Origin of the sequence: Rhodococcus sp. 14-2496-1d (genome assembly GCF_002259365.1) — a bacterium.
Taxonomy (GTDB): Bacteria; Actinomycetota; Actinomycetes; order Mycobacteriales; family Mycobacteriaceae; genus Rhodococcoides.
Genome location: NZ_NPFV01000005.1, coordinates 352,925 through 367,785, shown reverse-complemented (window position 1 = coordinate 367,785; position 14,861 = coordinate 352,925). Strand labels below are relative to the sequence as shown.

Genomic DNA, 14,861 nt, shown 5'->3' with positions numbered 1-14,861 from the left:
CATGACGATGCCGTGCCGGTTCTCCTCGGCGGTCCACCGGCCGACCCAGGTGCCCCAGGCACCGTCCTGGGAGAAGTTCTCGGCGATCTCCCGGTGGTAGGACGGCAGGTTGTCCTCGGTGAGGAGGTTGGTGATCATCGCGGCCTGTGCGACGTCGGAGAGCTTGGACTGCTCCGGGTCGTAGTCCTGGCCGCCGAGTGCGGCGAAGTTACGACCTTCGTCCCACGGTACGTAGTCGTGAGGGTGCCACTCCCGAGCCATCGAGATGTGACGGTTCACATTGTCCTCGGCAGTGGGCACCAGCTCTTGCAGAAGCTCGAGCTGTGTCAGATCCCTCGCCATTAGATCGCCTCCATAGATTGCGTACGACCGGTCCAGCTTACGGCACCGTAGGTTCGGTGTGAACCTCGTCGTGGCTGTTCACTTGCTGTTCCGGCGGTCGTGATGTTCGGTGTCGATCGGCGCGAAGTCTCCCCCGAGCGTCGATCTTGCGACCGGCCTTCGCGAGTGCACGACCGCTGCAGTTCCCCCAACACGTCGCTCGGTCTCGGCCGATCGTTACGCCCGAGTGTACGTTCCGGACAGGTGTGAGCACTGTTACTCGGACGGTGTGTGGTGCCCCCAGTAGGACTCGAACCTACGACCTGCGGATTAAAAGGTCCACGATTTAGCCCTGTGACCGCGCTGCGAGCCGTCGCATGAGCGCCCTGTTCTGCTCCCAGTGTGGCGAGTTCATCCGCGAGGTGTCCGGATCTGCGCCGCCGGTACCGGTTCGGCACCGATCGTGTATCGACTCTGTGAAGAAGCCCGACCGCCCTGTCCGGTTTGGGGTAGTTGTGACGCATGAGCACTAACGCGACTATCGATCAGTGGGAGATCTTTCAGCACGGCCAGCGCCGATCAGAGCTGACAACGAGCGAGCGGATACGAGTACTGCGGCAGTTCGAGCGTGAGGCACAGCTCGACCCAACGTTCGCTCAGCCTCTCGACATCGTGCGCTGGTACGCCTCGCATCCCGAGTGGTCTCGCAGCACCCACTACTGCTACCACTCGTACCTCTCGACGTGGTTCAAATGGCTACAGGTGCAGGACATTCGAGTCGACAATCCGATGCTGAAAGTGGGCACCGTGCGGCAGCCGAAGCGCAAGCCGCGCCCTGTCGCCGACGCCCACCTGATCGAGCTGCTGAAAACGAACATGCATCACCGCACACGCGTGATGATCCTGCTCGCCACATTGGCCGGCCTCCGCTGCATCGAAATCGCAGCATTCCGCGGTGAAAGCATCGACATCGCTCGTGGTCGCATGCTCATCCTCGGCAAGGGCGGCGACGAGAAGTGGGTACCACTGCACCCGGTGCTCGCAGCCACCGCCGAGACCATGCCGCAACGAGGCTGGTGGTTCCCCAGCAACAAGACTCGGCCCGGTCAGCACGTGACCCGAAAGTCCGTGTCGCAGATCGTCGGTGACGCATTCCGGCGTGCCAACGTCCCCGGCTCAGCGCACCCCCTCAGGCACTGGTACGGAACTACGCTGCTGGAGGACGGGGCCGATGTGCGTGTCGTGCAAGAGTTGATGCGCCACGGCTCGATCACCTCCACTCAGGGGTACACCGGCGTGTCCGATGTGCGGATGCGAGCGGCAATCGACAAGCTGGACCTGTTCCGTGCCGTAGCCTGACCGACCATGACGGTGTTCCAGGAGATGGCGTGGATTCAGCTGTTGATACTGCTCACCCTGTGGGGATTCGCGATCGACACGTTGCTGCGTCGTCGGCGTGCGCGCAAGTCCACAGCGGCGAACCCGAATGCACACCGGGCGACCACCGTCCTGCTGTGCATCTGCGCCGGCATAGTCGTCTTCGTCGTGGTGATCCTGTTTCTAGCGCAGGTCACCAGCTAGCTCAGCGTCAGGAAAGTGCCGGCAGCGGCGACTGCTCGACCACCCGTGAGGCCGGCGACGTAGCCCTCGACGGTGATCAGTCGATCGACGCCGGCAGCGGGGATGGTGAGTGTGGCGGTCACGGTCTGTCCACCGGCTGGTGATGTGCCGACGACAACGCCGTCTGCGAGGACGCGGCAACTGTTGACTGCGTTGCTACCGCCGTAGGTCACCTGCACCACTGCGGTGGCGGTCACGCCGGCCGGCAGCACAAGCCCGTTGCTCACCACCACCGAGCCGCTGCGCGCCGCCCAGCTGGTGATCTGCGACCACGTCGAGCCCGACAGGGTTTGGTTGCCGGACTTGTCCATGCCGGCACCGGCGTAGGCCTGCCACACGAGATCGTTACCGATATGGATGCGTGAGACCGGATCTGCGCCGATGTAGACGGAACTGACTGCGGCCTCACCTATCTGGAGTGGCATCAGCCGACGATGAAGTAGGCGGTGGTGGCGTCCTTCGATCCGAGCGCGGCGTACGCGGCGGCGGTCATCTTGCGGACGTTGGCGATGCCGGCCACGTTCTGGACACCGCCGGCGGGGCCGGCCGGCCCTTGCGGTCCTTGCGGGCCGGGGACGGTCGACGCTGCACCAGCCGGCCCTTGCGGTCCTTGCGGGCCGGGGACGGTCGACGCCGCACCGGTATCACCCTTTGAGCCCTGCGGGCCGGCCGGGCCTTGCGGGCCCACCTGGTACGGGCGGTCGTTCCATGGGGCGATGCCGTTGCCGACCTTGAGGAAGCCGGTGTCGATCTCGCAGCCGAGTTCGCCGGCGTCGAGCACGGGATTCAGTGCTGTCCATTCCGCTGCTGTGGCGCGGAGCTGTTGAATGCGTTTGCGGTCGGCCATCAGAGCGTTCCTCCATCGAGTAGGTGCGTAACGGTGTCGTCGGGGTGCCCGCCGTCGACCAGACCCGGCGACGGCGCGAAGATGGTGCCGGCGTCGGTGTCGCCGAGTGTGATGAGCGGCACCGGGGTATCGGGCAGCCAGTAGACCTGGGAGCCGGTCACATCGAACCGGAGCTCCACTTTCCACGAGCCCGGTTTGATCGTGTGACTGATACGCCGGATGCGTTGCACGTACGGGACACCGAGCCGGCGCACCACGATTGCGTCGAGTACGTCGAGCTTCGAAACGAGCGCACGTTCGGCTGCGGTCACAACGGGCAGCGTGATCGCACGGGGGCTGGTCTTCTCGACGCTGTACTGATCGAGGATGGCCGACGCCCATGCTGCGAAGTTCGTGCCGTAGTTGCCGGCCTCGATGTCGAGCCACGCACCCGAACCACGCACCACGGGGAACGTGCGCGACGACAGGCCCAACGCCTCGATCGACGCCTCGCGACGGTACTCGGCGGTCTGGGTGCGGCCGGCGATGAAGTCGAGCTTGGCCGGTGGGTCGTCGCTGCCGACATAACGGTCGGTGAAGTCCTCGGAGTCCAGCAGGTTCTCAGTGACACGTACAGCGTTCACGAGATCCTTTGTATCCGAGCCGAACTCGGCGTTGATCGAGTACGACATATCGCCCTCGCGGGGTTCGTCCGATACGTCGAGCGCAACGGTGTCCGGCAGCGCGGACAGCACCTCGAGGCGATCCTCGCGGGTGATCCGCAGGAAGCCCTTGCGGGCGTTGCGGGCCATCACGAGCGATGTGAGGTAGGTCAGCTTCTCGTCAGCGTACGACGGGTAAGCGCCGCCCCACGGGGGCAGCGGGCGGGGCGGGCCGGACACGTCGACGCCGTCGATGGTCACGGGGATACCGAGCCTGTTGAGTGCCGGCACATATTTGCCGAACGTGTCGAACGCGGCAGGGCAGGGTTCACCGAGACGGGCGTGACTGTCGTGCACGCCGATCTCCACCTGTGGCACTCGGCCGATGCCGGGGACGATGCGGCGTGATCGGACGCGGCCGGCTGCGATGACCGTCAGGCCCACACCATCGGGGTCCAGGGCGATGATCCGAACACGTTTACCGACAGTGACTTTCGGGTCCACGGTGGCCGATGCGAACTTGATTCGCTGCACACCGAGATCGGCCTCGATCTTCTCCGTCTTCACCTCCACCACGTCATCGGTGATCGTCTCGTAGGTGTAGCGGTAGATCCGGTTCTGCTCCTGCGTGCGGGTGTGCCACGTCGGAGCCGGCGGGCCGGCGGGGATCACCTGCGGCAGCACAGTCAGCGTCAGGGGGTTCGCGTCGCTGAACGTGAAGTAGTTCCATGTCGCACCGATGTACAGCACACCGGCTTTCTTCGCCATGTACTGAGCAGAGACCGGCTTGCCGGTTGTGTTGGCGCGCAACCAGATAGTCAGATGCACCTCGCTCACACCGGCGGGCACCACGGCCGGCGAGACTGTGGGCAGAGTGTGCGAAGTCTGCTGAGATCCGAGCGCCGGCTGAAAGTTGCTCACGTACTCCAGTAGCGGTGTCGATACCTGGTCGACTGTGCCGTATTCGTCCTCGGTGCGGCTGATCCCGTAGAGGGTGCACACCACCGATAGGCCGGTCTGAGCATCGTTCTCGTCGCGCGGCCACGTCGAGCCGGAGCGCCGGATGCCGAATTGACCGCTGAAGCTCACACGATCGCCGGGGGTGACGGGGGTCGGCATGCGTGTCTGGACGATCACCGGCCCCAGGCTCGTCTCCGACTCCGCACTGACCACGCTGGACGTTGTGCCGCTGATGTCCTTCACGACTCGATCCGAACCGAAGCCGGAGTAGTCGATGCTCAGATTGAGCGACGTTGCGACCGTTGCTCCAGTGAGCGGTTGGTCGCGTCGGTCGGTGGCGAACAGGCCCTTGCCGACGAAAGGGGTAGTGACGTTGCGGAGTTCCGAGTTCTCCTGTGCCGCAAGCAACGACAGCAGCGGGATGCCGCCGACAGGGTAGACAGCGGGCGTGATGCCGTCCTCCACCCATACTTGCTCGCGCGCGGTCTCCACCTGCACGGCCACCATCGTGGCGTCGGTGAACTTAGACATCGATCGTCTCCGATCCACCGACAGCGGAGGCGTACGCGCCGAGCACGTCGCGCACCTCGCGGCCGATCACTACGGGGTCGGCCATGAGGCCGGCCTCGACGGTGACGTGCACGACCTGCTGCACGCCGACGCCGCCACTGAGTCCGATGTTCGGCACCAGCTCCTCGTCGAAACGCTTCGTCACTGCCTGTGCCAGGGACGATGCCTCGGTGATCAGCTCGCGCCGTTGACTGCCGAGACCGTCGATGAAGCCACGGACCATCGCCTGGCCGTGTGGGATGAGCATGATCCGGTCGGCCGCAATTCCTTTGCGGCCCTTGTATACACCCTTGTTCGCGGCGGCGACTGCGCCGAGCTGAGCGGCAGCGGCAGCCACTGCGCCGGCCTGTGATGCGAGGCCGGCCGCGAAGCTGGCGCCCGCAGCTGCACCCTGACCGGACAGGTTCACCGACACACTCGAGGCGGCGGCTGCCATCGACGCGGCAGCGCCGGCGACGGCACCAGCGGAACCGGCGAGACCGGATGCGAACGACTGGCCGGCACGCGCACCGGCACCGGACAGGTTCACGTTCGCGCCCGACGTGTCGACCTGCACACTGACCGGCACCGGGGCCGGGGCAGGGATGCTGATGGTCGGCAGTGTCACATTGAACGTGATCGGCACCGGTGGTGGCGGGGTCAGTTCGAGCGTCGGCTGTGTCACGTCGAACGTGATCGGCACCGGGGCCGGCGGCGGCACCGTGACCGCTTCGCCCTCCACTACCTCGACAGTGACGGGGACCGGAGGCGGTGGAGTCACCTCGGGTGCAGGGATCGGTGCGGACGGAGTGACCTCGGGGGCCGGCACGACCGGGGCCTCGATCGTCGGGGGCGCGATGTTCTCCAGCGCGCCGCCGATGACCGATGTGTCCGGTGGAGTTACCACGGGTGCCGGCAGCACAGCGGGAGGCATCGCGGCGAACGGATCGTTGACCGCCCCAGCGTCGGGCGGTGTCACCACCGGTGCCGGCAAAACCGCGGGCGGCAGCATCGCGAACGGATCGTTGATCGCAGACGTGTCCGGTGGAGTGATCTCGGGGGCCGGGATAACCGGTGCGTCCCCAGGGGGAAACAGGGTGTCGAACAGTCCGCTTGTGCTGAAGTCGCCGAGCCCGTCGAGAAGCGAACTCTTCATCCATTGCGCAGCTTTCGCGCCCCACTCGACGGGGCCGCCGCCGGCATCCTCGTTGGACTGCCGGAACGCCTCGTCCATGCGCTGGTATTCCGAGACCACCTTGTCTGCGGCGGACGTGAGATCAGTGGCGAATTGGGTGATGCCTTCGATGTTGGTGGCGAGATTCTGGGTGTCGATGTTCGCCATGAAGTCACCGAAGGCGTTGCCTGCGTCGGCCAATCCTGCTGTGACACCGGACCAGTCGGTGTTGCCCAGGTTCTCGAACAGCTTGCCGATGCCGTCTGTGAACCCGGAGAGGTTGCCGGCATCGAGCCAGCCCATCAGATCTCCGAATGCCTCGCCGGCACCGACGAGTGCGTCTCCTGCGCCGTCGATGATGCCGGGTATGGCACCGAAGACTCGTTGTGCGCCTTCGACTATCGCAGGATCTCCGAGCTTGCCGGCGAAGTCACCGAACGCCCGCACGTACTCGGGGATGTTTCCTATCAGATTCTTGATGTGTGGCTCTGCGCCGGTGAACATCTTCTCCAGCGCGGGGCCGACCTCGTTGGCGATGGCCGGCATCTTGCCGGTCAGCTCACCGACGAGTCGGGCCGCGCCGGCGGTCACGACATCGAGGCTCGGTCGGATCGAATGGAACGCGGCACCGACCGATGTCGCGAGGTCCATCAGCGGCTGCTGGACCGGTTGAGCGATCTCCTTCATGGTGGAGACCACGTCGTCCTTCATGAAGGAGAAGGAGTCTTTGACCTCCTGAGAGGCTGCGGCGGCGGCAATGGGCAGAGCGGCCACGCCGAGACCGAAGGCGACGGACATGCCGCCGGCGGCAGCGGTCACCGCGCCGAGGGCGGCAGCGGTGCCGAGGATGCCGAGGCCGGCCGCACCGGACGCGAGCGGTGCGACGGCAAGGGCGAGTGCGCCGAGCAGTGGCAGCGAGGTTCCGGCCGACGCGCCCATGCGTGCGATGCCCGATGCTGCGTTGCCACCGGTGCTCGCACCGAGCCTGATCGAGTCGTTGTTCAATGCGAGCATGGCGACGCGGAACGCAGCGAGTTCGGCTGCTGCACCGGCGGTATCGACATCGAGGTTGATCGTCACCGAGCGGGGGACGGCCGCGAGGAATGCGGCGAGTTCGGCTGCTGCGCCGGCGGTGTCGAGATCGAGGTTGATCCGTGCGTTCGCGCCTCCGAGGGTGGATGCGGCCAGGGCAGCGCGGAAGCCGGCGAGATCGGAGTCGATGTCGACGTTGACTGTGCGGTCACGTAGGCCGGCGAGTTCGGCACGCAGAATGTTCAGCTCGGTCCGGTCGACATCGACGGTGACCTTGACGCGGGTGTTGCGAAGCGCATCCATCTTCGCTCGGAGCGCGGCGAGCTTCGCGTCGTTGACGTTCACGTCCACGGTCACGTCACCGTCTCGCATGGCTGCGAGCTTCGCCTTGAGCACGTCGAGTGCGCCGTCGTCCACGTCGACGGTGACGGTGGCCTTCGAGTCGCGCAGCGCTGCGATCGCGGCCTTCGTGCGCTCGATCGCCTGGAGGAGATCTCGCTCGTGACCGTTGATGTAGATGTCGACGGAATTACCGGCCATCGGTCAAGTCCTCCCGTAGTTCTGCGGGAAGCGGCAGAGGCTCGATCCCGTTGTCGGCCAACTGCCCTCGCAGTCGAGCGATGTAGTACCGGCCGGCTATTTTCCATTCGTCCAGCCGAGCAACTTGACTGTTGAGGCTCTTGTTCGACTTCACAAGTGCGACAACGTTTTCGGTCTGAATGCGTCCCTTGACGGATACGACCGTTGCGACTGCGGTGGCGAGTGCGCCGATTGCGGCTACGACGATCGAGACGACATCCATTACTTCACTCCGAGAGCCGCCCAGAGGCGCATAGTGCCGACATTGGCCGCGACGCAACACACGAATGCGATAACGCCGACGATGATCGGTGTGGGTGGGACGCTGCGCAGTGGCGCGATGATGAGACAGAATCCCCAGAACGACCACGCGAAGATCACCAGCCCGTGGGCGTAGAGGATCTGGCGTTGGAGATAGGCGCACACGATGAGCACTGTGCCGCTGATGCCGAACAGGAACGGCCACACAGGGAAGGCCGATTCGATCAGCACCACCAGTGTCTCTTGACCGGCGGGCAGTGGCCGGCGCACCAGCGACTCAGGGCCGGCGTAGAGGTAGCCGACTGCGATCGCACCGAAACCGAGCAGCATCGACAGCAGTCGAGTTGCTGCGAGCACGGCGCGTTCGTTCATCAGCGGCCGATCTTGCGTGCGCCGAATGCGAGCACAGCCATGATGCCGGCCACCACTGCGCCGCTGCCGAGCCCTTTCCAGTCGGTGAGATCCAACAGCTCGAAGTCGTCGCCGCCGATGACTTCGGCTGCGTAGCCGAGCGCAGCCGACAGTGGCAGCGCAATAGCCGCCTGCACGGCTGTACGGGCCGCTGCAGTCTTTGCGGGCACCGTGGGTTCCTCGGGTACCGACGACAGCGGTTCGTCGTCGTTCAGAGCTTTCAGCAGCTTCGGCGTCAGCTCCTCGAACTTCGCGTCGATCATCGGTCCGAGCCGGCGCATGATCTCGTTGCGCACGAGATCGAGGGGGCCTTGTGGTGCGGTCATGATTTCTCTTCCATGAGCTGTGCCTCGGTGGGCAGTTCGGTACGCAGCAGATAGCTCGCCGCTGCGGTGGTGCCGGCGACGACGCCGATCACCACCGCCGTGGCGAAGGTGTGGAGCGCCCTCACAGTCCGAGAGCCTTGAGAGTGGCCGGCCCCGCAATGCCGTCCACGAGCAGATTCGCGCGGCGCTGGAACTCACGCACGACGCCCTCGGTGGCCGGCCCGAAGTCGCCGTCGACCACGAGGCGGGAGTACCGGGGATAGTCCCGGTTCAGCCGGTCCTGGAGCCGGCGCACTGCGTCTCCTGTCGAGCCACGCATGAGCAGACCGCCGGCGTGCGGGTTGAGGACCGGCGGGACGATGACCGGATCGAGGGTCGGTGCGGTTGCGCCGTATAGACCGAACTTGCCGGCTCGCAGCTCGTTCGCGAAGTCGACGTACGCCTGCATCGACTTGCCCTTGGCGACCTGGTAGTGCATCTCGTCTACCGGGTTGCCGCCCCAGCAGTCACGGCCCCAGTCGATGAGCCACGCGAAGTCGGCCTGTAGGGCCTTCACATCGTTGACCATCGCCTTGGCCATCGTGTACCGCCGGAACGGGTACTTGTTCCAATTCAGGTCAATGCCGGTGCCTGACTTGTGATTCGACGTATACACCGAGTTCGTTTCGGTGTAGCCGCCTTCATCGGACGCGCCGCCCATCAGAGGCTCGATGACGCGGTTGTACATTGCCGCGAAGCTGATGAGCACGAATCCGCAATCGTGCGGGTGCAGGGGTAGCACGATGTTCGTTCCGGTGATGCCACGTCGTACGACCTTGCTCGGGGGGATCGAGGCCCATCCGTTCTCGGTGGTGACCATCATTTCCTCTTCGCTCGTTTGTTGGCGATCTCGATGAATGCGTTGCGCTCGAGCAGCGTCAGCTCCTCGAACACGGTGGGCGACTGGCCGGTCAGCATGCAGAACTCGGCCAGTCGCCGAGCCTCCCGCTTCGCTAGTTTGCGGGCGCGTCTTTTGGGTCCGAATCTTCCTCGACCACACCGGCATTCACGCGAGCCTCGGCATAGCTGGTGTTGTCGAGATACTCGTCCCAACCGGCCTGCTCGGCCTTCGACCAATTCTTGATCTGCTCGGGGTGCAGGCGGGAGACATAGCCGACGGCGAAGATGAGCTGAATGTTGTCACTCTCTGCGACCTCGGCACCGGTGAGCCCTTGCACGCGCTTGAGCGCGCGGCCGGTGAGTCCCTGCAACTTATCCTGGAAACCGTTCATAGTCCTGCGTCTCTCTTTCTTTGGATGACTTCGCGTTTCACTCGGATAACGGCGAAGGGGGTGACTCGTTCTAGGGTGATGAACATGAAGGGGTAGGGCGCTTGCGGGTCCCAGCGGGTGCCGGCGTGGTTCATCGCGACGTAGATGCCGCCGCCGTGCGACTTACGGCCAGCGCCACCAGCTTTCGCGTACGCCCGCATGTTCGAGCCCTTGGCGCGGATCGACTTCTTTGTCCGGCCGGAGTAGACCGGGGCGAGGACGTTTGCGATAGTGAACGTCCTCGCGGCGATCTGGTCGAACGCCGGCTTGAGTTGTCGAACCGTCTTGTAGAAGACCGTCAGCTTGTCGAGCAGAGGGCGCTTGCCCTCGATCGACAGCTGGATCTTCATGGTGGCCATGAGCTACGCAGCGGCCGTGATCTTCTCGGGCACGCCGGTGCACTCCCACTCGACCTCGAACTCGAACTCTTCGTCGGCGTCGCCACCGAAGCCGGGCTTGGAGGCGATCGTTGCGGTGCCCTTGAAATGCGGCTGGTCCTCGGTGGGCACCAGGTTGCCGTACGGGCGTGCGACGAACTCGACCTCTTCGCCGGCGTGGTCCCATACGAACGTCCAGAACGAGGTCGTCTGGAAGTCCTGGAATGCAGTACCGCGTAGGTACCAGGTCTTCGTGTCGCCGTTCTTCAATCGGGCGAACGTCACGAACGCGGCGTCGTCGCCGTCGTCGGGTTCGACGCGGAAGCCCTTGATGTCGGTGTTGTACTCGGTCTCATCGATCAGGATCGAGAGATCCTTACCCTTGGTGCCCTTGAACGGAGCCATTGCGGTCACACTTCTTTCTTCATGTCGATAGCGATCGACGCTGCGATTTCAGCGCCGAGATATTGCGGCTTGCCCTCTTCGGGATCTGTGAGCTTCGGGGTCTCGACCTCGATGCCGGTCATGTACGGCCGGAGGGCGATCAGTGAACGAGCGATCAGGTCGTTCAGGGCATCTCGAGTCACCGATGCGCTGCCTCGGCCGGCGACGATCTGGATAAGCCAGTTCGTCATGAACGGCTTGCCGTGGGTGACACCGGGTACGTCGGTCTCGATCGACGGGAGAGCGGGGCAGACAACGACGACCGGTGGTGCCGGGTCTTTGACCTCCCAGCCGACGACCTTGCTGATGCCGGCGGCTGTGAGGGTGTCGATGATCGTGGTCTGCACCTGTGTGAGGTCCATCAGAACCCCGGTACGTAGGGACGGACCTGCCGGATGATGACGTGCATCGGGTCGCGGGAGGATCGAGTTTGTCGAGCATTGCCGAACTGGTCGATGCTGGTGCTCGGTCCGTTCGAGGCGTCGAACATCTCGGCGGCCACGAGCAGATACCACCGCTTGCGGGTGGCCGGTGGGATCGGTTTGACGGGTTGTGCGCAGAAGTCGTCGATCCGCTCGATGGCGATGTCGAGATCGTCTTTCAGCTTGCTATCTTCGGACGCCTCGGCCTTGACGAAGTTGCGGAACTCTTCGACGGTGGGATGCACCACCGCCGGAGAGTCCTGCTCGGGGGCCGTCATGGCTACGGTGCCCAGGTGATCGCGGTCATGCCCTTCGGCTGCTCGGAGTAGATGCCCTGGTAGCCGTACACCGAGAAGTCCTTCGTCAGGTTGATGATGTTCTCGTCCTGGAGCGAGAACGGAGCGCCGGCGCTTTCCATCGACGTGATCGCCTCGCGGGACGTGACGCGGAATGTGCCGGCCGGCAGGCGGTCTCCGACTACGCCGGGGAGGCCGGCCATGTTGAAGCCGATCTCGACATCGTCGGTCTGACTGACGTTGGCGCTGCCCCAGGTGTTCTGGCCGTCGCCGTTGACGTTGAAGATCGGACGGCCGGTGGCATCTTCGAGCAGTGCGATGTCCTTGTACACGTCGAAGCTGCACACGATCAGGTCGGCACGCAATCCCTTCGCGTTTTGGATGATCGAGTGCTTCGCGTCGAGGACGACAGAGATCCACTCGGCCGCGGTGGCCGGCTTCGCGACGACGGGGATCTCGTTGATGCCCTCCGCACCGCCCATCGGCAGTGCGAGCATGAACGCCTGGACGTAGTTCTCGTACGCCTCGGCGTACTGAATGCCCATCCACCGCAGGCCGGTGTCGAGGATCGGCACCTTCGAGCGTTCGATCGCCTGTCGGCTGAAACTGGTGTAGCCGCCGACTGTGCGGACGGTGCCACTGCCGGTGCCGAGCTTGATCTCGAGGTAGCCGAGATCGTCACCCTCTGCCGCCTGCACGGTGATGGCCCCGGTCTCGGAGATCACCTTGGCGTACTCGAAGCTGTCGCCGTCCGGTGGCAGCGATTCGCGGGAGAACATGGTGGAGATCGGCCGGCTGCGGTTGGTGAGTCGCAGCTGCTTCTCCAGCCACGCCGGCTGCACGACGCCATCTGCCATGACCTGACCCTCGTACGCTCGGGTCTCGATGCGCAGCGACTCCAGCTCGTCGTTGACGGCGCGGATCTCGGCGATGGCATCGCGGTCGCCCTTGGCCATAGCCTTGAGCAGTTCACCGCCGGTGCGAACCTGGAACTCGCGCCGGCCGCGCGTCTGGGTGCCACCACCGTCTTCGAGTACTCCGATCCGGCGAACCATCTCGGCGTTGTCCGTGCGTAGCTGAGTTACCTCGGGGTCGTCCTTGATGCGGGCGGCGACGAGGCGTTCGAACTCTTCGGGGTCCATACGTGATTCCTGTTCTGTGTCAGCGTTTCTCACGCTCTCGATGACCGCGCCCTTGTAGGCGGGGATTTCTGTGATGGACACTTCGCCGAGTGCCGCTTTGGTGCGGACGAGCACCCCGTCGCGCGTCTCGTGGGTGCCGGGAAGGAAACCCACCGAGAAGTATTTGAGGACGCCATCTCTGGCGAGTTCGAGCACTTCGTCACCACGTGCTGTGTTGGCGATGCGGCACTCGACGTAGTAGCCCTCGGGTCGGTTTTTGCCTGAGATCACCGTGCCGATCGGGAGATCGCCGCGTGTCTTCCAGCTGTGGTTCGCGTGCACCGATGCCGGCGCATCGTCCTCGAACACGCCCAGTGCGAACGATTCGAGGTAGCTACCGTTCTTCGTGCGAATCTCGGTCGTCTGGCCGTAGGGGACGGCGATACCGGAGATGATGCGTGTCTGTTCGTCCACGACGTTGACGGGTGCACTGCGGATCTCCACCTCGGTATCGACTGCGGCGTTCCGGGTTTCGAGCTGTGTGTATCTCATGCGGTGATCCTCAGTCGGTACCAGCGGCGGATTTGTTCTGCGGTCCAGTCGGGCCGGTTGTCCTCGGTGGCGCGTTCGAGGCAGGCGTCCATGCCGGGGTCGAGCAGGATGATCTCTGCGCCGGCCCGTCGATACTGCGACTGCATCAGGCGGGTCGGATCGGTGTCGATGACCCATGCGTTCTCGACGCGGCCCATGAGGATCTGATGGATGGCTGCGTGGCGTGCTGCCTGGACCACGCGGCGCATCGACAGTGGGGTGTCGTGGTGGCCGGTGGAACCGAAAGCTGTTGCGAGCTTGTCGAAGTCCACGATGGTGTCGCCAGGATCGGCATTCTCGGTGATGTACGTGGACTTGCCGGCGCAGGGCGGGCCGACGATGACACGGATCATGCTTCGATCTCCTTCGTCTGGTCGATGCGCTCGGACGGAATTTGCTTCGGGGCAGGCTTCTCGTCGCCGTGGGGGAGGGGGTCCAGTCCGTCTCGGGCACGCAGCTCGTTGATGGTGCGGGTGCCGTTCTGAACGTTGGCGGTGTCGACCTCGGAGCGTGTCTTGCTGTCCATACGCAGCAGACCGGTCTCGTCCAGCTCGACCTTGTTGCCGCGTGGTATGACCTCGGTGAGTCCGCTCTCGACGGCGTTCATGTACTTCGCGAGGGTGGTGGTGAGGTACTGCAGGGTGGACTGTTCCAGGTTCTGGTAGGTCCGCGACTCGGTGCCGCCAGGTACGAGCAGATCAAAAGCTGGTGTGCCGCAAATGCGTACGATCTTGCGGTCGATGGCGTCCTGCACTTGGAGCATCTGCGCATCGGCCGGCTTGAGCTGAATCGCGTCGTAGCTCAGGCCGGCAGCGAGCACGACGGCCTGTCCTCGGTGTGAGCGCAGGAAGTTGTTCCACCGGTCCTGGAGATCGTCCTGCTCGATGTTCGACAGATGCTGGTCGGTGGTGAGGATGCCGGAGGGGACCACGGCGGAGTCGAACCACTCGCGCTGAAACTCTGCCAGGGTGAGTGCAGCTCGCAGCTCACCCTGTGCGAGCTGGCGCGGGCCGATGCCGCGTGCCTCGCCGGTGACGGCGGTGTGCTTTTTGTGAACGACGCGGCTGCGCGGGATCTCACGACCCAAGTGCGCGTAGCGAGTTCGTCCCCACGTGCCATCGGGAAGCCGCTCGCGAACGATCGTCATCTCGCGGGGCGAGGTCGGAATAAGGTTGACCGTCTGCGGATCTCCGACGCGAAGCCAGATGTACTCGCCATGCAGGAACAGGTCGTTGACCGTCGACTGCACGAACTCTTCCCAGTCCATATCGAGGTTCGGCTTGTTCACGATCGACGGGAACGCGCGATCGTCGAACGGGATCAGCCGTTGACGTGCATCACGGACGGTGGCACGCATCGAGGACATCATCGTGTTGGTCTGGTCCATCGAGCGGGAGAACGCCGAGACCTTGAGTGCTTCCTGCCAGGTGACGCCGAGATCCATTCGGGGAGGCGGGATTACGGCCGGTAGCGGTGAGTCACCGCCAGCCGAGCCAACCGACCCGCTGCGTGTCTCCACGTCGGTGCCGAAGCCGAAGAACCTGCCGATTGCGTTCATTGCTGGGGAACGCTAATCCCA

General features: G+C 64.5%; 20 protein-coding genes. 2 read left to right on the top strand and 18 right to left on the bottom strand.

The window, feature by feature from the left end:
• On the bottom strand, positions 1–342 hold a 342-nt coding region (locus CH296_RS04045; protein WP_179277621.1), incomplete at its 3' end, for an acyl-ACP desaturase.
• A 501-nt stretch (positions 343–843) separates the two neighbouring features.
• Between CH296_RS04045 and CH296_RS04040 the strand changes: the two genes are divergently transcribed.
• Entirely contained in the window at positions 844–1,680 is an 837-nt protein-coding gene (locus tag CH296_RS04040; RefSeq protein ID WP_094684072.1) for a tyrosine-type recombinase/integrase, read from the top strand.
• Positions 1,681–1,686: 6 nt separating this feature from the next.
• On the top strand, positions 1,687–1,902 hold the full coding sequence (locus CH296_RS04035; RefSeq protein WP_094684071.1) for a hypothetical protein: 216 nt from the start codon (positions 1,687–1,689) through the stop codon (positions 1,900–1,902).
• Here the strand turns inward: CH296_RS04035 and CH296_RS04030 are convergent.
• The 17 genes from CH296_RS04030 to CH296_RS03960 form a co-directional block, all read right to left on the bottom strand.
• On the bottom strand, positions 1,899–2,366 hold the full coding sequence (locus tag CH296_RS04030; RefSeq protein ID WP_094684070.1) for a hypothetical protein: 468 nt from the start codon (positions 2,364–2,366) through the stop codon (positions 1,899–1,901). The two genes, CH296_RS04035 and CH296_RS04030, sit on opposite strands and share 4 nt — an antisense overlap.
• A complete protein-coding gene (locus CH296_RS29760; protein ID WP_094684069.1) occupies positions 2,366–2,788 on the bottom strand; it encodes a collagen-like protein in 423 nt (140 codons plus the stop codon). The genes CH296_RS04030 and CH296_RS29760 overlap by 1 nt, the downstream gene beginning before the upstream one ends.
• On the bottom strand, positions 2,788–4,920 hold the full coding sequence (locus tag CH296_RS04020; protein WP_143546317.1) for a hypothetical protein: 2,133 nt from the start codon (positions 4,918–4,920) through the stop codon (positions 2,788–2,790). The genes CH296_RS29760 and CH296_RS04020 overlap by 1 nt, the downstream gene beginning before the upstream one ends.
• On the bottom strand, positions 4,913–7,684 hold the full coding sequence (locus CH296_RS04015) for a hypothetical protein (protein WP_094684067.1): 2,772 nt from the start codon (positions 7,682–7,684) through the stop codon (positions 4,913–4,915). Before CH296_RS04015 ends, CH296_RS04020 begins: the two co-directional genes overlap by 8 nt.
• Complete coding sequence (locus CH296_RS04010; protein ID WP_094684066.1) at positions 7,674–7,946, bottom strand: hypothetical protein; 273 nt, start codon at positions 7,944–7,946, stop codon at positions 7,674–7,676. The genes CH296_RS04015 and CH296_RS04010 overlap by 11 nt, the downstream gene beginning before the upstream one ends.
• Entirely contained in the window at positions 7,946–8,356 is a 411-nt protein-coding gene (locus CH296_RS04005) for a hypothetical protein (RefSeq protein WP_094684065.1), read from the bottom strand. Before CH296_RS04005 ends, CH296_RS04010 begins: the two co-directional genes overlap by 1 nt.
• Positions 8,356–8,721, bottom strand: a complete 366-nt coding sequence (locus CH296_RS04000; protein ID WP_094684064.1) for a hypothetical protein — start codon at positions 8,719–8,721, stop codon at positions 8,356–8,358. Before CH296_RS04000 ends, CH296_RS04005 begins: the two co-directional genes overlap by 1 nt.
• Complete coding sequence (locus CH296_RS29420) at positions 8,718–8,846, bottom strand: hypothetical protein (protein ID WP_256980323.1); 129 nt, start codon at positions 8,844–8,846, stop codon at positions 8,718–8,720. The genes CH296_RS04000 and CH296_RS29420 overlap by 4 nt, the downstream gene beginning before the upstream one ends.
• Entirely contained in the window at positions 8,843–9,583 is a 741-nt protein-coding gene (locus CH296_RS03995) for a peptidoglycan-binding protein (RefSeq protein WP_094684063.1), read from the bottom strand. The genes CH296_RS29420 and CH296_RS03995 overlap by 4 nt, the downstream gene beginning before the upstream one ends.
• A gap of 130 nt (positions 9,584–9,713) precedes the next feature.
• On the bottom strand, positions 9,714–9,992 hold the full coding sequence (locus CH296_RS03990) for a hypothetical protein (RefSeq protein ID WP_094684062.1): 279 nt from the start codon (positions 9,990–9,992) through the stop codon (positions 9,714–9,716).
• On the bottom strand, positions 9,989–10,390 hold the full coding sequence (locus tag CH296_RS03985; protein WP_094684061.1) for a hypothetical protein: 402 nt from the start codon (positions 10,388–10,390) through the stop codon (positions 9,989–9,991). Before CH296_RS03985 ends, CH296_RS03990 begins: the two co-directional genes overlap by 4 nt.
• Before the next feature lie 3 nt (positions 10,391–10,393).
• On the bottom strand, positions 10,394–10,822 hold the full coding sequence (locus CH296_RS03980; protein WP_094684060.1) for a hypothetical protein: 429 nt from the start codon (positions 10,820–10,822) through the stop codon (positions 10,394–10,396).
• The gene (locus tag CH296_RS03975) at positions 10,819–11,214 is read right to left on the bottom strand and encodes a hypothetical protein (RefSeq protein ID WP_094684059.1); all 396 of its coding nucleotides are present in this window, start codon (positions 11,212–11,214) and stop codon (positions 10,819–10,821) included. The genes CH296_RS03980 and CH296_RS03975 overlap by 4 nt, the downstream gene beginning before the upstream one ends.
• Complete coding sequence (locus tag CH296_RS03970; protein ID WP_094684058.1) at positions 11,214–11,552, bottom strand: hypothetical protein; 339 nt, start codon at positions 11,550–11,552, stop codon at positions 11,214–11,216. Before CH296_RS03970 ends, CH296_RS03975 begins: the two co-directional genes overlap by 1 nt.
• A 2-nt stretch (positions 11,553–11,554) precedes the next feature.
• Entirely contained in the window at positions 11,555–13,243 is a 1,689-nt protein-coding gene (locus tag CH296_RS03965; protein WP_179277620.1) for an HK97 family phage prohead protease, read from the bottom strand.
• The gene (locus CH296_RS28790) at positions 13,240–13,635 is read right to left on the bottom strand and encodes a hypothetical protein (RefSeq protein ID WP_179277619.1); all 396 of its coding nucleotides are present in this window, start codon (positions 13,633–13,635) and stop codon (positions 13,240–13,242) included. The genes CH296_RS03965 and CH296_RS28790 overlap by 4 nt, the downstream gene beginning before the upstream one ends.
• Entirely contained in the window at positions 13,632–14,840 is a 1,209-nt protein-coding gene (locus CH296_RS03960) for a phage portal protein (RefSeq protein ID WP_094684056.1), read from the bottom strand. The genes CH296_RS28790 and CH296_RS03960 overlap by 4 nt, the downstream gene beginning before the upstream one ends.
• Between the last annotated feature and the right edge of the window lie 21 nt (positions 14,841–14,861).